At 40.7% G+C, this 18,210-nt stretch carries 14 protein-coding genes; 7 read left to right on the forward strand and 7 right to left on the reverse strand.

Annotation, left to right across the window (positions count from 1 at the left end; genetic code table 11):
- Positions 1–440 precede the first annotated feature (440 nt).
- The 3 genes from HGR01_RS09460 to HGR01_RS09470 all read left to right on the forward strand — a co-directional run bounded on the left by HGR01_RS09460 (position 441) and on the right by HGR01_RS09470 (position 2,074).
- Entirely contained in the window at positions 441–779 is a 339-nt protein-coding gene (locus HGR01_RS09460) for a hypothetical protein (RefSeq protein WP_045874448.1), read from the forward strand.
- 91 nt (positions 780–870) lie between these two features.
- The gene (locus tag HGR01_RS09465) at positions 871–1,368 is read left to right on the forward strand and encodes a helix-turn-helix domain-containing protein (RefSeq protein ID WP_045870251.1); all 498 of its coding nucleotides are present in this window, start codon (positions 871–873) and stop codon (positions 1,366–1,368) included.
- 100 nt (positions 1,369–1,468) lie between these two features.
- Complete coding sequence (locus HGR01_RS09470) at positions 1,469–2,074, forward strand: transposase (protein WP_045870252.1); 606 nt, start codon at positions 1,469–1,471, stop codon at positions 2,072–2,074.
- Positions 2,075–2,204: 130 nt separating this feature from the next.
- Here the strand turns inward: HGR01_RS09470 and HGR01_RS09475 are convergent, their stop codons facing one another.
- The 3 genes from HGR01_RS09475 to HGR01_RS09485 form a co-directional block, all read right to left on the reverse strand.
- A complete protein-coding gene (locus HGR01_RS09475) occupies positions 2,205–2,450 on the reverse strand; it encodes a multicopper oxidase domain-containing protein (protein ID WP_045874449.1) in 246 nt (81 codons plus the stop codon).
- Positions 2,451–3,103: 653 nt separating this feature from the next.
- Positions 3,104–3,328, reverse strand: coding sequence for a hypothetical protein (locus HGR01_RS09480; RefSeq protein ID WP_045874450.1), 225 nt, complete (start codon positions 3,326–3,328; stop codon positions 3,104–3,106).
- Positions 3,329–3,879: 551 nt separating this feature from the next.
- Positions 3,880–5,196, reverse strand: a complete 1,317-nt coding sequence (locus tag HGR01_RS09485; RefSeq protein WP_045874451.1) for a hypothetical protein — start codon at positions 5,194–5,196, stop codon at positions 3,880–3,882.
- Positions 5,197–6,196: 1,000 nt separating this feature from the next.
- On the opposite strand from HGR01_RS09485, the gene fmt reads away from it, so the two are divergent.
- Positions 6,197–7,198, forward strand: a complete 1,002-nt coding sequence (gene fmt / locus HGR01_RS09490) for a methionyl-tRNA formyltransferase (RefSeq protein ID WP_045874452.1) — start codon at positions 6,197–6,199, stop codon at positions 7,196–7,198.
- An 8-nt stretch (positions 7,199–7,206) separates the two neighbouring features.
- On the opposite strand, the gene HGR01_RS09495 is transcribed toward fmt, so the two are convergent.
- Positions 7,207–7,581 carry a DUF6464 family protein gene (locus HGR01_RS09495; RefSeq protein ID WP_045874453.1) on the reverse strand — a complete coding sequence of 125 codons (375 nt, stop codon included), beginning with the start codon at positions 7,579–7,581 and terminating at the stop codon, positions 7,207–7,209.
- A gap of 630 nt (positions 7,582–8,211) precedes the next feature.
- Here HGR01_RS09495 and psaC point away from each other — a divergent pair.
- From psaC to HGR01_RS09510, 3 genes are all read left to right on the forward strand, one after another.
- Complete coding sequence (psaC, locus tag HGR01_RS09500; protein WP_012411495.1) at positions 8,212–8,457, forward strand: photosystem I iron-sulfur center protein PsaC; 246 nt, start codon at positions 8,212–8,214, stop codon at positions 8,455–8,457.
- Positions 8,458–8,686: 229 nt separating this feature from the next.
- Positions 8,687–10,564, forward strand: a complete 1,878-nt coding sequence (glmS, locus tag HGR01_RS09505) for a glutamine--fructose-6-phosphate transaminase (isomerizing) (RefSeq protein WP_045874454.1) — start codon at positions 8,687–8,689, stop codon at positions 10,562–10,564.
- A gap of 107 nt (positions 10,565–10,671) precedes the next feature.
- Positions 10,672–11,247 (forward strand): Uma2 family endonuclease, encoded by a 576-nt coding sequence (locus tag HGR01_RS09510; RefSeq protein WP_045874455.1) that lies wholly within the window; start codon positions 10,672–10,674, stop codon positions 11,245–11,247.
- A gap of 268 nt (positions 11,248–11,515) precedes the next feature.
- Here the strand turns inward: HGR01_RS09510 and HGR01_RS09515 are convergent, their stop codons facing one another.
- The 3 genes from HGR01_RS09515 to HGR01_RS09525 form a co-directional block, all read right to left on the reverse strand.
- A complete protein-coding gene (locus tag HGR01_RS09515) occupies positions 11,516–12,826 on the reverse strand; it encodes a Glu/Leu/Phe/Val family dehydrogenase (RefSeq protein ID WP_045874456.1) in 1,311 nt (436 codons plus the stop codon).
- A 396-nt stretch (positions 12,827–13,222) separates the two neighbouring features.
- Positions 13,223–14,722 (reverse strand): carotenoid oxygenase family protein, encoded by a 1,500-nt coding sequence (locus tag HGR01_RS09520; protein ID WP_045874457.1) that lies wholly within the window; start codon positions 14,720–14,722, stop codon positions 13,223–13,225.
- 794 nt (positions 14,723–15,516) lie between these two features.
- Positions 15,517–16,944 (reverse strand): folate/biopterin family MFS transporter, encoded by a 1,428-nt coding sequence (locus tag HGR01_RS09525; RefSeq protein WP_045874458.1) that lies wholly within the window; start codon positions 16,942–16,944, stop codon positions 15,517–15,519.
- Positions 16,945–18,210 lie beyond the last annotated feature (1,266 nt).

Raw genomic sequence — 18,210 nt, forward strand, 5'->3', positions numbered from 1 at the left:
AAAAAGCTTCATGCTTAATAGGTGAAAAAATCAGAAGTAGCAACTAATTTAATTACCATTTGACATATAACTTAAGATATAGGAGTCTCGTATAATTGCTGAAATTACTTGCATGGCTAGAGAATAGGGAAAAATATTCTTAAAAATTAACTAAAAGCCTTATATAAAATTAAGCTTATTAGGTGAACGATATATTTGTAATCTAGAACACAAATTATCCCAAGGTGAATTATTAAGGTTTCCTTGGATATTGGCTGCTTATGTTAAGCGCGATCGCAATCTTAAATTATCACAGCCTCATCTCACACCAGCACCACTCGCTTTACGTTTAGTTCACAGAACTATAGCAAACTTATGTTGATTTATTTCTACTGAGTGATTTAATTGGCAGTTAGTTTAGAGTGAAATTAAAACCTCGCTCATCAACATGGAAAAGTTTTATGTGGAAAACTGTGTTCTTCACACTGATATTATTGATTGCTTCAGTGTTACTAATTGCTGAAACTACCTTTGCAACTCCTTGGATTGAAGGAAACACATGGCTTGCTTACCCTGCTTTAAACGCTTCTAAACCTGAGGTAAAACCATCACCAGAATTGCCAAAGGCTAATGATGCAGTGGCAAAAAATCAACAACCTCAAGAAAGCAAAACAGAAAGTCAGAATACAACCTCAGAAACACAATCAGCTATTAAGACCGTTCGACCCCAAACTGCTAATCCTTACGATATAGATGCGATGGAAAAATATAATGAGGAAAATTACGGCGCTGGTAACTAGTACAACACGGCATAAATAAATAGACCATATTGGTGGGAGAATAAATAATCAGGTTAAAACCCGTTTTGGGCGCGGATTAAGGAATCAAGGTGTGGCTAGATTAAATCCTAAAATATTAAATTTAAGCGATGGCGAGCGGGATCAACTCCAACAGTTGATAAACAGACACAACACGCCGCAACAGATAGCGCTACGAGCCAAAATAATTGTCATGGGATCAGAGGGTCAAAATCATCGTGAAATCGCCCGAAATTTAGACATAAATCGTCAAACGGCGCGTTTATGGCGAAATCGGTGGTTGGAAACTGAGGGGAAAGAATTATCAATTGAGCAGAGATTACAAGACTCTGAGCGTGTTGGCGCACGCCCGAAGTTTAGTATGGAACAAGTAATCGAGTTGTTTGCATTAGCTTGTTCCCCACCATCCGATTATGGAAGACCAATAAGTCATTGGACAGCAAGAGAACTAGCGAACGAAATCATCAAACTTGGAATTATTGAAAGCATATCTGTCCGCCATGTTGGAAGATTACTTGAAGAAGCAGAACTTAAACCTCACCAGAGCCGCTACTGGTTAACCCCCCCCTGAGGACGAAGAATTTGACGCAAAAGTTGAAGATATTACTGGTTTATACATCAATGCGATTGAGCGGCATCTTCAGGGAGAACGTACAATATCCATTGATGAAATGACAGGAATTCAAGCTACTGAGCGCTTAGAAAAAGACTTACCTGTGCGACCAGGCAAAGTCGAAAGAAGGGAATTTGAGTATATTCGTCACGGCACGCAAAGCTTAATTGCCAGCTTTGATGTTGCCACTGGTCAAATTGTCCAGCCGACTTGTTCAGATACCAGAACGGAAGTTGATTTTGCCCTTCATGTTCGCCGAACAATTGAAACTGACAGTGATGCTAAAAAATGGCATCTGATTATGGACTGCCTTAACACTCATCAGTCTGAGTCTCTAGTTCGTTTAGTTGCACAAATTGAAGGTTTGAATATTGACCTGGGTATTAAGGGAGAAAGTGGCATCCTTAAATCAATGAAATCCCGCACTGCTTTTTTGAGTGATCCAACACACCGGATTGTGTTTCATTACACACCTAAACATTCCTCTTGGCTCAATCAAATTGAGATTTGGTTCAGTATTTTGGTTCGCAAGTTACTCAGAAGAGCCAGTTTCGTCAGTCAGGATGATTTGAAAAATCGAATCCTCAAGTTTATCGACTACTTTAATCAAACAATGGCTAAACCTTTTAAGTGGACATATAAGAGCAAAGTTTTGGCTATTTAATGGTCTGCTTATTTCCGCCGTACTGTACTAGTAGCCCCTCAAGCAAAAATTTCTGGATTTGGGTGGGGAAAAGGTGAAGCGGTTAAAAATCTTTTCCCTTTACCCCAGCTTATTTAGCGATTTACTCAGACTAAAGCGTCGTAATTTGCGAAATTGGTAGCGCAGGTGCTGTTTTCACCGGGTCGAGGCCACCTTGACCAATTTCAAACTGAGTCATCATGGCATGGTCTTCGTGAACAAGATTATGACAATGCATCATAAATTTACCTTTGATGTCTCTATTATCCCGACTGCGAAATTGAGCAATTACTCTTACTAATAGTACACCACCGCCTGCTAAACTTAGTTTAATCGCCTCTCGTCTGGTAATCTTCATAATTTGTCTTGCCTATAAATGACCCAGCAATTCCACTATTTCTTGACGAATAGTTGGTTAAAAAATAAGCAATTAGGAAGACTCAGGAAATTGATTTTATCTGACAGCAGAACTTGCACCGCAAAATTAATGTACAGTCCACTATCTATGAGTGCAAATAACCGTTTAAGCACAGATAGGCTGTACATTACTTAATATTGTCTTCCGTTTGCATCCAGGAGTACGCCAATAATAGATATATTTCTATCTACTGAATATAAAAAACAATCTAGGACTTTTTGGAAGTAATTGATTTATATAGATATAAAAATTTAAACCTTAGTACTTGTTCATTCAGAAATATAGAATATCTTAAGTACATGAGGTACCACAATTAATAATAATGTAACTATTGTAGTGCGGGCATCTTGCCTACCATAGGTGTATATAACTCAGATAAAATTCGCTGAAGTACATCAGCAGAAATAAAGATATATGACGCAGCCTATATTAAGAATTATTGATTGCTCTTGGCTTCACTCATAAAACTATGGTTCCCAAGCTCTAGCTTGAGAACCATAACTTACACTTAAGGGAACACTAATATAGCTGAAATCTAGGAATTCGACAAATCCCTGCCTGCGATCGCAATTTTGCTTCCAACACAACTTGAGTTATAGCTTCGATAAAGAAGCCTCAACTAATTTTTTAAATTTCAGGTATGCTTCTGGTGCTGTCAGACCGATTGCATCCTCTTCATCTGGGATATAGAATACTGGGCTATCAGCATAGTGACGAACAACAAAAGAAGGAATAAGTTTCAAATTAACTGCCTTTCTTCCCCATGATTCTGCTTGTTCTGCTAAGGTAGCTTCATCGTGAAATGTGTAGTGGTTCATAACAATAATAGGGGCTTGAGTTTCTTTATGAGAAATTACGTAGCACTGTGGGCTGTTAGGTTTTCCTGTAGGGCAGGGATTGATTAATTAGTAATTGATTGAACTCAACTCGCAACAATTGGATAGGCAACACTTCATCAGGGTTATCTTCAGACTTGTCTAGCACCACTACCATCGTCTGAGTTTCGAGAGAGTGAGAAAAAGAAGTCTTGCATCAGAGTTGGGCATTGGTTTGATGACAAGTTGGCACGATGTAAAATGATGAATATCAGGAGTTCAAAGATTTTTTAACTTCTGATTTTCATCTTACTGATTTGTTATAAACACAAAATTTGAGGAACTTGTGAGGAATACCTATCAGGTCAAAAAATTACAGGTCTCAAGGTAATCACCACAGAAAAATCTATGGTTGTAACCCATGAAGCTCAAGGTTATCTATCAATTTTTGTAGAGCAGGTATTTTGTTCACTACGGCTGTAATTAGCAATGAAAAAAAATTCCCGTTGCCAACTGAGTAACAACGGGATCAATAGAATTTTATATAAATTGAACTATCGATAAGCGACCTGTGGGCCTGCCCAAACTTCTGTTAGCTTTTGACCGAAAGTAATAGGCTGATCTGTATCTGTATTTGTAGTTACAGTTTTACCATCACTTGCTACTTTCACTAAAGGCCAGTCTTCTTCGCCTAGTTCGCCAGCTCTAAATAGTACGTGATCTGGTTGGCTCTTACTCCAGCCTAATAACACTGCAATCTTTTCATGTTCATCTTCTGCTTGTGCCGGAGACACAGTGTTAGCCAGATTATTTTGTCGATCCCAAATCACTGCACGATCTGTAGAATCTGCTGTATTGAATATACCTTCAAAGCGACGAGCTAAGAAGCGATCGCCTTTTTCTGACCAACTTACAGGAACTAATACACCAATTGTGCCATTTGGCTGGATTGCTTCTGAGGATTGGGCTTTTGTTGCTAATAGTGGATCGTTAAGTATAGAAGTTGAAGCAATCACCCGTAATTTCTTGGTTTGGACATCTTCAACAAACAAAACGCTAGTAACGCGGCTATTGTACATTTGGGGTTGTACTTCTAGGCGTACTCTACTATAAACCACATACTTACCATCCGGAGAAACTACAGGTACACTGCGGTAGTAACGGACTCCGGAACGACCTTGAGAACTAAAAGCTTCTTGAGTAGCTATGATCCATTTCCAAGGAATTGGATGGGGACTACCTATAGGATCGGCTTGTGCTGCTTGCTCTGGCCCTGGTTGCTCCGAAACAGGAACTTCTGTTGCAAAGTTTGGCTGTGCGTCTCTAGGAAGCGGTTGAGTTGCTGTCAAAGCTTGAGCAATCTTTAACTCTTGTACCTGAGAATTACCTGCTGTCAAAGATTGGATTTTCGAGTCTTTTAATTTTTTCAATAAATTTAATTGACTAGAACTTAGCTTTGTGGATGGTGCGAGTTCCACTTTTGATAATGGATCGCTCACAGGTACATTGCTGCTAGGTACAGAGTGAGAATTTGCTGCTACTGCCGAAGGGTCAATTGCTTCTGGTGGTAATAATTGTGGTTCCCCAACAGTAGCCATTGCTTGTGGCTGAGAGTCAGATTCTCCTGTCAATGAATCAATTGCAGTTGCTTTTAATAATTCAGTTACATTAGGTTCATTAGCAGTAGCTATTTCTACTGGTGCTGAACTTGGTTTTTCTATATCAGGAGTGCTATTTGCTACTTCTGATTGTTTAGCTGAGGTAGAGTGACCTGATGCTGCCACGAGAGGTGCGATCAGTATCGCAACGACAGCATATTTAACAAATGGTTGCACGCGGAACCATCCTGACAGCAAAAGAGGTTTAAGCATGTGTTGACTCTCTAGGGGGTGGCAGTTGCTGTGTGGGGAGCAAGCCTATGCAGCAATGAATTAGGCTATGAATATAGGTATAACAAGAAACTAAATACTTTAACGAGATAATTTGTTCAAATTTATGACTGCTTTACAAATTTTAAGTATCATATTTAACTCCTTGTTTTCCTAGTATACTGTTATCTGCTATTACAGTAGTAATGCAGATTAACCAAGCAATATAAGGCACCAAATAAACTATTCAGTATTCAGCATCTAATACCATAACCGTACCTAGGGGTATCGGGATATAGGTATTAAACGCAAATTCAGACAGATAACAACTACAGCCAAGATTCAAATAACCGGGCTGTGAGGACTTTGTTTGAGGATAGCTAACCGATAAGCCGCTTCCTTATATATAACCTGCGACAATAGCGCAGAAGCCGAATCTAGGGGAGTTTGAGGCGTTAGTTGAAAAGCTAGCAAAGCTGACGCGCAACATATTGACTACTCAAAAACCACTACTAGTATCTACTCAAGATCGTAGTTTTGTCATCTGCTCTACATTAATTGTGAGAAGACAGTGACATTTTAGCGATGTAAATACACCTACAGCTAACTTTAAGGAAACACAAAGAAACGAAACTACTCTTGTAGATGCACAGTGGTATGGTAGCGATGCAGTGATTTTCCTTCCGCGATTTAAAATCCCCAGGAATTGTCGTCAGACATCGCCAAAGAATTAAGTTTGCTAGAGCAAAAGCTGTTATTACTAGCCTAGTTGCTACCTAACATAAACTTAATTATAAGTCTATCAAGGAACCTTGAATTTCACCAATATCAAAACACTTTAGCACCAAAAAACTTAATTTGTTAAAAGTTTATGGTGTAAAAGTCAAATATTCAAGGTTAAGTATCCATAGTCTCAGTTTTATGGGGCTGTTACGCTTGACTCTTGAGTACAGACGCGGTTAATTACGTCTCTGTGAATCTTGATCCTTAACTATTAACCCAGATGAAAATCGTATTTTTTGGTACTCCTCAATTTGCTGTTCCTACTTTAGAAAAATTACTACATCACCCAGAAATTGAGGTTTTAGCAGTAGTTACCCAACCAGATAAACGCCGAGAAAGAGGGAATAAACTAACACCTTCTCCTATCAAAACTCTTGCTACTGCTTTTAATATTCCAGTATGGCAACCCCAGAGGCTGAAAAAGCATACTGCAACCTTAACTAAACTCAAAGAATCAGGTGCAGATGCGTTTGTGGTTGTCGCATACGGGCAAATATTGTCCCAAGCAATCTTAGATATGCCTAAGTTGGGTTGTATTAATGTTCATGGCTCAATTTTGCCCCAGTATCGGGGTGCAGCTCCCATTCAGTGGTGCTTGTACAATGGTGAGCTAGAAACGGGGATTACAACGATGTTGATGGATGCGGGTATGGATACAGGGGCCATGTTGCTCAAGGCTACTACACCTATTGAGTTACTGGATAATACCTATAATTTAGCCGATAGGCTGGCGACCATTGGTGCTGATTTATTAGTGGAAACCTTATTCAAACTTCAACAGCAGGAACTTACCCCGATTCCTCAAGATGATAGTGCTGCGACTTATGCACCATTAATTCAAAAACCAGATTATGGATTGGATTGGTCTAAGAGCGCTATGCAATTACATAATCAAATTCGAGGCTTTTACCCTAACTGCACAGCTAGCTTCCGCAACCAAGTTGTGAAAATTACTGCTACCGTTCCCCTTGGTTGTGCTTATAGCTATCAGCTACCACCAGAATTAGCAAAAATACTTGATAAATTGCCTGATTTGTCAACTTTATCTGGTAGCCCGGGAGAAGTGGTAAGCATTACCAAGGGAATTGGCGCTATTGTCCAAACTGGCGAAGGTATGTTGTTGCTACGAGAGGTTCAGTTAGCTGGGAAACGTCCTCAATCGGGATGGGATTTCGTTAATGGTACCCGCTTAACTGTAGGAGAAATGTTTACAAATGGCTAAGGGAGAAATTATGTAGTCGGAATTTCATCCTGGCTGTTTTCGTAAAAACGGCAAGAATCACAAGGGCCACTGGGATTGACTGCACAACGTACAATTTCTGAATGGGCATTGAAGCTACAGGTAGCATCGCCAATTACCCATCGCCCCTTTACCAAACTTTTCTCAGATGGCCTTTGAGCAGATTGTACGTAAAGGGCTATATTATGCAAGCGGTAGCGCCCTGCTTTTAATTGATATTTGTGGCGGCGTTCTAAAACTGCGTAGGTTTTACCGTCAAAATCGAGATAGTTTCCCGGTTGCGGTGTCCAATCAAGCTGCGTTCTACCGAGGTACTGACGCGGATGCGTCAATATTACCTCGGTTGGTAAAGAGTCTGGCTCCATAAGCTGATGTGATGTGATTTACATTATAAAAATGGTATCGTAATAACCTCTTCTAGCTTATCGAATTTAGATTATAATTAGTAGTTTGCTGATTTTCCTAATAGTTACTATCTAGCGATCGCATCTCATAGTTGCGCGAATTTATCGGTTATTAAAGCTACTAAATAAACAGCGCGATCGCATATTTTAAACACTCTTGATTCAAGGGCGATCGCGCTTCAAATTATGATTGACAAAATGCTATGATTGGCATCGAAATCAATCTAGGCGATCGCTTAGTCTGTGCTGAAGTTGTGTTTTGCATTCCGGCTCAACCTGCTAAGTACCATATGCGACTGTCTTGCCTGCTCTTTGCTGTTTAATATAGATTGAGTTTAGATTCATAAATCTTCACAAAGGCGAAGCGCTGCTAGGGAGTCGGTAAAGCCGATTTCAGCCTATGATGTGGTTGATTTATTAGGGGGAACAGGCGATAGAGACCATGATCAAAAAGGCAAATTTTCCAGCCAGCCTATTACATTGTTTAAAGTTATGTAGCCTTTTGATTACGGAGCCTCAGCCACTGCGGTAAACTATGCCTTGATTATAATTCCTTCGCAGAGAAGAACACTCGAAAGGAGCCTTTTTTCAATGTCTCATACCGTAAAAATCTACGATACCTGCATTGGCTGCACTCAGTGTGTCCGCGCTTGCCCTACTGACGTATTAGAGATGGTACCTTGGGATGGCTGCAAAGCTGCTCAAATTGCCTCTTCTCCTCGTACAGAAGACTGCGTAGGATGCAAACGTTGCGAAACCGCTTGTCCCACAGACTTTTTAAGCATCCGGGTTTACCTTGGTGCTGAAACTACTCGCAGCATGGGTCTAGCTTACTAGGTTTTTGAGGAATTCATTTTAATTTCTCATTTTGCTCGCAATCTATTGTCTTAATTAGCAAGCACCTTTAGCAACGTAGGGTGGGAACTTGCCACCCTACAGTATCGTTCTTTAAAAATAGTGACTATCAAAAGGAGTAATACGCTCCTTTTTTCTTTGCTAAAATGTCACTTCTATGATACCAACTTAAACAGGTTGGAGTCATCCTCAACAGGGAATGGTGAACTAAATGTGCGGAATTGTTGGCTATATCGGCACCCAAGCAGCAACAGAAATCCTACTAGCTGGACTAGAAAAACTCGAGTATCGTGGGTATGATTCTGCTGGAATCGCTACCATCTGGGAAGGTGATGTTCAATGTGTGCGGGCAAAGGGTAAACTGCATAACTTACGTTCTAAACTAGAACAATTAGAAACCCCTGCCCAAATTGGTATCGGTCATACTCGTTGGGCAACTCATGGTAAACCAGAAGAGTATAATGCTCATCCCCACTTAGACACAGCAATGCGAGTGGCGGTAGTGCAAAATGGCATTATCGAAAACTACCGGGAGTTGCGAGAAGAATTAAAATCGAAAGGACATCAATTTCGTTCGGAAACAGATACCGAAGTCATTCCCCACCTCATCGCAGAAATTATCAAAAAATCTCCCGCTTCCTTATTAGAGGCAGTGCGTCAAGCAGTTAGCCACTTAGAAGGCGCATTTGCACTGGCAGTAATTTCTGCTGATTATCCAGATGAATTAATTGTAGTTCGGCAACAAGCTCCCTTAGTAATTGGCTTTGGGCAAGGCGAATTTTTCTGCGCTTCCGATACGCCTGCGATCGTTGCCTATACCAGGGCTGTACTACCATTAGATAATGGCGAAATTGCCCGTTTAACACCTCTAGGAGTGGAAGTTTATAACTTTGCCGGCGATAGGCTGAAAAAACAACCCCGGCTGCTGAACTTGAATCCCACGATGGTAGAAAAGCAGGGATTCAAACACTTTATGCTCAAAGAAATTTATGAGCAACCGGGAGTAGTACGCGCTAGTTTAGAAGCTTATTTTAATAATGATGCTCATGCGACTGGAGCTAGCCAGTCACCGATTAATTTAGGTTTATCTGAATCATTCTATGCAGATATCGAACAAATTCAAATCGTTGCTTGTGGCACGAGTTGGCACGCAGCTTTAGTAGGAAAATATTTGCTAGAACAATTAGCTGGTATTTCTACACAAGTACATTATGCTTCGGAATATCGCTATGCACCATCACCTTTGATAGCTAATACATTAATTATTGGTGTCACGCAATCAGGAGAAACTGCTGATACTTTGGCAGCTTTAGCGATGGAAAAAGAACGCCGTCAAGGTAAAGAAGCTAAATATCAAGCGCGATTGTTGGGTATTACCAATCGCCCAGAAAGCAGCCTCGGTCATCTAGTTCCCCATATTATTAATACATTGGCAGGGATTGAAATAGGGGTTGCAGCCACAAAAACCTTTGTTGCCCAATTAATGGCATTTTATGCTTTAGCCTTAGATTTAGCTGCTCATCGTCAATCAATTTCTCCTGATAAAATTGCCGAAATTATTGAGGGATTGCGACAAATTCCTAAAGAAATTGAAGCCACTTTAGAAACTCAAGAAAGTTTAACAGAACAACTAGCCCATCAATTTGCTGAAACTCAAGACTTCATCTTTTTAGGCAGAGGAATTAACTTCCCCATCGCTTTAGAAGGTGCTTTGAAATTAAAAGAAATTAGCTATATTCACGCTGAAGGTTATCCCGCCGGCGAAATGAAGCACGGCCCGATCGCCCTTTTGGATGCTAAAGTACCAGTAGTTGCGATCGCAGTTCCTGGTAGTGTTTACGAAAAAGTAATTTCTAACGCCCAAGAAGCCAAAGCCAGAGATTCTCGCTTAATTGGTGTAACTCCCGTGAAAGATGGCGAAGCAGGCGAAATCTTCAACGATTTATTACCAGTACCAATTGTAGATGAACTACTTTCTCCTCTTGTTTGTGTAGTACCTCTGCAATTATTGGCTTATCATATCGCTGCCCGTCGCGGTTTAGATGTCGATCAGCCAAGGAATCTAGCAAAATCGGTAACTGTGGAATAGGCTATTGATAGAGGTAGTAGCGCCCAAGCTCTACTACCAACCAATGTACAATTCTTCCTAATCTTTTGAGAATTATCTCAAAAAATCTCGTTATTAAAAATTATGCCATGACAAAGGCAACTACAGAGCGTCTGTATTCTTTTGAAGAATATCTGGCTTATGAAGATGGTACTGATAACCGTTATGAACTGGTGGATGGAAAACTGGAACTTATGAATCCACCAACTTTCAGACATTTACTGATTTCTAAATTCATTGAACTAGCATTTGACACAGAAATAAAACGCCTGATTTTACCTTGGCTATGCTTTAGAGAGGCGGGAGTAAGAACGGGATGGCGGAAGTCAAGATTACCTGATGTTTATGTCGTCACGGCTGAACAAGTAAAGGAATTCCTTGATGAGTCGGCTGTTTGTCAGACTGCACCGATATTAGTAGTCGAGGTGGTGAGTCTTGATTCAGTGAAGCGCGATTATCGCTATAAACGTTCTGAATATGCAGCGTTGGAAATTCCAGAGTATTGGATTGTAGATCCAATAGAATCAAAAATTACAATTTTATTTTTGTCAGAAGGATTGTACGAAGAGCAAGAATTTACCGGAAGTGAGCAAATTGTATCTGCAACTTTTCCAGAAATTGTGCTGACAGTTGAACAAATTTTAGCTGCGGGTAATATTGAGTAGAAAAAAATGATGCCTACAGTGGGCTACGCTTCTTGACCAACTACTAGGTTACACTTCGTGGTGAGACACTAAAAATTGCACTAACCATATTTAACCGGAATAAAAATTTTTCAGCAGTTTTATACATTAAATCTGTGTCCTCTGCGTCTCTGGGGTTTCAAATCACAGAGAACACAGAGACAAGAGTTTATGGTGAGAATCGCTAATTTATTTGTAAAAAAAGAGGCAGATAATTTATCTGCCTCAGAACACTATCAGGGATAAAAATTTATGGATAAAGACCTCTGTCAGTTAGTGCTTGTGCTACACGACCAACACCTAAGGTATAAGCTGCTAACCTCAGAGGAATTTGCCGCAACTTCGATTGTTGAATTACTTGATGGTAAGCTTGCACCATCAAATGTTCCATTTCGCGGTTAACTCTTTCCTCATCCCAAAATACGTAAGAAAGACCTTGTACCCATTCCAAATAACTCACGACAACACCACCAGCGTTCGCCAAAATATCAGGTAGGACGATCGCACCTCGGGCCTCTAAAGCCCTGTTTGCCTCTAGAGTGACTGGGCCGTTAGCCGCCTCTGCAATAATCTGGGCTTTGATTTGGTTCACATTCTCTTCGGTGATTTGATTTTCCAAAGCTGCGGGAATCAACACATCACAAGGTAAGGTAAGTAAATCTGCATTGCTAATTGCGTTGGCGCAGCCCGCCTTAGGCATCGCATCTGGAAAACCCACAACACTGCGATGATTTCTACTGGCGTAAGCTTTCACGGCGGGAATATCTAAGCCAGCTTCGGAATATATCCCCCCACCACTGGTAGAAACAGCAATAATTTTTGACCCAGCTTCGTATAGTAATTCAGCTGCGGCAATACCTACATTACCAAAACCTTGAATTACTACTCGCACTCCGTCTAAGGATCTACCTTGATCGGCTAAAGCTTCGCGAACAATAATCATCGCACCACGTCCCGTAGCCATTTCCCGTCCTCTGGAACCACCTACAGAAATTGGTTTACCAGTAACCACACCAGGAACAGCATGACCCACATTCACTGAATATGTGTCCATCATCCAGGCCATCTCACGGGCAGAAGTTCCCATATCTGGCGCGGGAATGTCTACAGATGGGCCGATATCTTTAATTAATTCGCTGGTGTAACGTCGGGTAATTCGTTCTAATTCGCTAGCACTATACTGTTTTGGATCGATCGCAATTCCTCCCTTTGCACCACCGTAGGGAATTCCTAGCAACGCACATTTCCAAGTCATCAGCATGGCTAAAGCAGACACTTCTCGTAGTGTCACCGCCGGATGGTAACGAATACCGCCTTTGTATGGCCCTAAAATATCTGAGTGTTGTACCCGATGTCCAGCAAAGACGCGAATTTCGCCGTTATCCAGTTTTACCGGAATGGAAACTGTAACTACTTTGCGTGGGTGGCTAAGAATTTCTAAGATTCCTTGGTCTAGTTTTAATTCTTTAGCTGCTGCTTCTAAATACCTACAAGCTTGATCAAATGGACAAATATACGCTGGAGAGGCAGGTTCCAGCGGCAGCATAGGTGTGGCAATCATAAAATTTTCTCCCAATCGCGGTATCTTTGCGAACCGGAATATATATATGTCTGGGGAAAAGGTTAAAGGGTAAAGGTGAATGGGTTGTTCTTTCCCTTTCTCCTTTAAGCTATTCTGCTTTTAAGTTGCACAATCCATCGTGAGGGCTGTTGACGGTTGGCAGTCAACGGTTAACCGTCAACAATTAACAGCCCTGATTAGTAGTTATGCAATTTAGACGCGCATTAGCTTAACTGACCAGTATTGATATATGCCTAGCTTATCCTTTCTGATAAAAAAATTAGAGATTTTGTAGTTTTTGTTACAATTTTATTTGATTTTTATGCAAGCAAAGCAAAAGGAACACAGATTATTGATTCTGTGTTCCTTTATGATGAGGCGATCGCTTTTCCGGAATTAGCCTTGTACGAACACCTCAGGCGTAAAACTGCCGTGCAAACCGTAGGGGATATGATGCTGGAGATGCAAACGCGCGATCGCACCTTTATGCAAATCTTGTGCATCCAAAATCACTACATCTGATCGATCATGAGCCGCATCATAAACTAAAGCCAACAGCCAGCCGTCATCTTCTGTTTGAGAATTAGGACGGGGAACAAAAATTGGCTCGCCCGTAAAACCGCGTGGTGCTGCACTCCACAGTTGTCTTTCACCAGAATCTAAATCGATTTTCAAAATTGCTTGTAAAGGAGCATTACCTGTTTCTGCATGAGCTGCACCTATATATAGATAACGATATTGGCGACCTACATTATCTGGATGAATAGTAGGAAACTCACAGCAACGGCTTTCTATTAATTGTCTTTGAACTGTGCTATTTTGCAGTTGCAGTGCAAACCGCCAGAGTTGTCCCGGTGCAAGTGCGTCAAAGTTAACTTGGCGAAAATCGCTTTCGGGTTCGACTTGAGATAAGGAATCGTAGCAAATCGAGTCAATGATAATTTCATCCCCCACCTCAAAAGCATTGATGTGATGAAAGATGAAACCTGATTGAGTTTCTAGAATTTTTACACCTGTTTTCGCAGTTTCGGGGTTGCGGGGAATGACTATGATCCGAGTTGGCTGATTTGGCTGAAACTTGATACATTCCCCAGCCGAACGGATTCCCAAAACAAAAGGTAAGGGATTGAAAGTCACAGGATTTTGTAAGAATATGCAGTAATTTGGCGTAATTACAAAATCGTGAATAAAGCAGAAACCCGGCACACTATGAGCGTGTTTTCTAATAATTTCTCCTGCTGGGTTTAGCTCAAAAATCGTAATTTTTGTAGATAGTCCCGGCTGAATTGAAAAGTTGACCAAACAAGGCGCGCCATTATCTTGGTTACAGCTGGGGTCAAGGCGGGGATGAGCGCTAAAAGCTTCACCTGTTGATAATACACCATTGAAATATTCCCTTCCCAAGGTTTCTAAGGTGTAAGGGTCGAGGTGATGAGGTTCAGCAGCTTCCCACAGCGCTAAAAGTTTACTACCCCAGTAGATGACGTTGGTGTTAGCAATATCTTTCATTTTGAAGTCAAAGAGATTAGCTAGCCAACCGCCGGGTTTTTGCGTACCAAATACACCGCGATACAGAATTTTTCCCGCTTTTTGTTCTGCTAAATAGCCTTCAGTGCGGATAAAGCGATTGCGGAAATGGGCACGACCATTAATAAAGCTAATGCGGCTAATCATGCCATCACCATCAAAGGGGTGATGAATCTGTTGACCGTTGATATCCAGTAAACCAGGGCCGTTTCTAAATAGCGTACCTTGCAGTTCTGGGGGGATTTCTCCTTCTATATCATCAATCCAGTAATCAAATTCTTGCTTTAAAGATTGATATCCCCCCAGCCAATCTTCACGATTGTAGGATTTTTCTAAAATTGCGTTTTCTGAAAGTTTTGAACTCTGCATCTGCTATATATTCTTAAAAAGGTGAAGGATAAAGAATGAAGTCACCCAATTTTAGATTTTGCGGAAAGTTGCGTGCGGGGGTTCCCCCCGTTGAGCAAACTTTTCAAGACGGATTTACGATAGCGCAGCGTTAGCGAGTCCGCGAGCGTCTTTTGGATTGACCTCTCCTTATAAAGAAGAGGCTTAAGTATTGAATGATTTTTTTGCTCCTTCTCCGTCAACGGAGGAGCCACTCTCGTGGGCGGGTTTCCCGACTTGAGAGAAGTGGCGTGAGACAGTGTGGTGGGCGGGTTTCCCGACATAAAGCAACTGGCGTAGGCTTGAAACCGTTTTTTGGATTTTATTTTTAGATTTAATCTAAAATCTAAAATCTAAAATCCAAAATTGTCTCGGTCAGAATCGATAAACGCTTAAATCTGGAATAATGCGTTATCTCTTGTTAGGCGAAGTAATACCAATTCAAATAATGTTTGCGACACATCAATATATTCTAGATGGCACGCCGTGCCGTGCCCCTACAATCTGTTGCATTCTTTTTTCCAATTGGTATTATTCAACAAAAAACCGAACAATAATTTTGGAGGGGGTTTGGGGGACGCAACCGTCACCCAATCGGGGGTTTGGGGGAGAATCCCCCAATTCTTCTGGCTTCTTGAATCAGTGATACAAAATCAAAAAATGTTCGCGACGCATCAATATATTCCAGAGGGCACGGCACGCCGTGCCCCTACAATCTGTCACATTCTTTTTTCAAATTGGTATAATTTCACACTTCTGACTTCCGACTTCAGCCTTCAGTTAACTCGGGTAATGGTAGCCTCAACGTCAGTGATCAACTCAGGTAAAAATTGCTCACCTTGAGTTGCTGAGGCTGGTTGCAATGCCGTAGAAATTTGACTTTGCTCTTCTGCTGCTGGTAGCCAGTTCAGAAATGGTAGTGGTAACAAAGTGCTGAGGTTAGTAATCATCACCAACAACCACAGAGAATCAAAATTAGTTTCTGTAATTCCCAGCCAATGCATGATGATGGCCCCAAATTCATAGGAAACCATTCCTGCTAAATTCGACACCGACATTAATAAAGCAAATAATGTCGCTTCTACTCCCGGTGGGCAAAGTCTAGCAGCCAGTACCAAGACAGGCATATAGGCGATTTGCCCCATGACGGTGAGAATTAGACTATCACCTAAACTAAACCAATGGTCATCTATACCTAAAGCGCGGTTGGTGTGTGTAACTAATAGCAGCATTGTCATTCCTAAAGCTGCTGATAGTACCGTACTCCAACCAAAAATCACGCGAAAAGGTGAGCTTTTCAGGTATCGCTGGAAAATCCAAATCCCTACTAAAGAAGCGAGATTTGTAACTAGGCGCACTCGTCCCAAAAATTCTGGGGCAAAATGTAATTCGTTGGTGGTGAAGAAGAAAAAGGCTGAGTCAGCAGTTGGTGTCGCTTGCCAAATAAAGACAAATGCTGTTGGTAACCAAATTGCCTTTTGGGTGACAGCTTGGCGGAGTTGACTCAGTTGATGCTTAACGCTGACACTGTTATTTTCAGAGGAATTTTCCGCACTTTTATTGACAGGAGATTCGGCAATTAACCAAGCGACAGCCGAAACTAATAAGGGAAAAATGGCGGTAATCCAAAATACAGTATGTGTAGAGAAATGCTCTAAAAGCCAGCCGCTAAAATATGCTGTAATCAAACCACCAAATGCAGAAGCACCCCAGCAAATAGATTGTAGTGAACCTGCATCAGCTTGGGATTCTGCTCTGGCGCGTTCGACTACTAAGGAGTCAACGATCACATCGCTGACTGCAACTGAAAGCGACCCCAAGGCGATCGCTAACGTTGCTGCCCAGGTAGTATGAACTAATGTGGCGAGGCTTACCCAGGAAATAGTTCCTAATATCCCCGATAAAATTAGATATGGACGGCGGCGATAGCCAAAGATGGGCAAGCCATCGGAGATAAAACCAAATACTGGTTTAATAATCCAAGGTAAGGCGACTATTCCTAGTAGCGCCGATACTTGGGTGGGACTCAGCAACAGTTCATCTTTGAGGAAAAAGCTGACGGCTAAACGCGCCAACCCTAAAATGCCTTGGACAAAGTAGACGGTAAGAATGGCGATTAACTCGGCACTGGGTTCATGGCCGAAGAAAATTTTCTGTTTTACTGAGTCTTTGACCTTGGACAAGCCAGAGGAGTGAATCAGCATTAGGTAAATATTTTTTAAGCTTTATCTACTTTTCTATATTATCTATGTTCTGAGAAATGGGGGTAAAGGCAGAGCCAGCGATCGCGGATGCACAAATTCCCTACCCAAAGGGAAAGTTCTCATTAAAATCGTTGAAAATGTGCTTAAATATACCTTTTGAATGTGATTGCTACTTAAAAAGCAAGTTTTATAATCAACCTGAAAATTAAATGCGATCGCACTCACTCAGATAATAGCGACCAAGCTAAATCATCAATTATCTTCTGTCAAGGTGACTCTGAAGAGTTTGTGGTAATTTTTTTCTTACGCTCTAGTCAAATATTGATACTTATTTACACAGTCACAAGCTTTGATATGTGAAACTTAGATTATTAGTAATTTTTTATACATTTTTATCTCAAAAAGTTAAATTAAGTACATGAATAGAAGTGTACTCAATACTGCTCGGTTAAGGTTTTTCAACTCGGAATTTGGTTTGGGGAAAAGGTGTACCCCTGCGCTTAAGCAAGCAAGCTACGCGTAGGGTCTGTGCAGGAGAAAGGGTAAGGGTTAAAGGTTTTTTTTCTTGCCCCTTTTTCCCTTCCCCTTTTGCCTTTAACCGACAAGTATTGGAAGTATACCTAACGATAGGGTAGCTTCTGTAACATTAGTGATATCTGCTGTAATTAGGCATTTCAGCAGGCTTTTTGATTGATAACCCTAGTTGCAGATCAATGATAATTTTTATACTTACAGTTATTTTTATGAAACAATAAACTGCCTATTTGGCATAACTATCACACTTTAGTTTCTGGTTAAGATTAGTTCATGATTAAGTAAATTAATGATTACTATCTGATGGTTGCAAAGTGAATAATCATCTGTAGCCAAAATTCCTTGTGATCGCCTTCAGTAAGTGATTTGCGGCATTAAGATGATATTGATACATATCATTGATTCTGCTAAATAAAGGCCCTCATTAATGAAAGCGATCACTGATTGTCGATGGCAATGCATAAATTGCCAATTAATTCTGTAGCCGCAATTATTTAAATATAAATACGAGAGAAAAATATTTTGATATCTTGTTATTTATTCATAGGTTAAATAATGCTTAAATAACAAGATATTTTAGGTTAATTTAACTCCCTTTTATAGATTAAAAATTATTAACTAAAGTATTGATAGTCATAAGGTAGACAGATAAAAAATTTCTAGCCAGAAATGAAAAATAATTTTTTAGCCCAGCTACCCTAGGCAAAAATTAAAATACAACAAGCAGAAGCA

This window comes from Tolypothrix sp. PCC 7712 (assembly GCF_025860405.1).
GTDB classification, from domain to species: Bacteria; Cyanobacteriota; Cyanobacteriia; order Cyanobacteriales; family Nostocaceae; genus Aulosira; species Aulosira diplosiphon.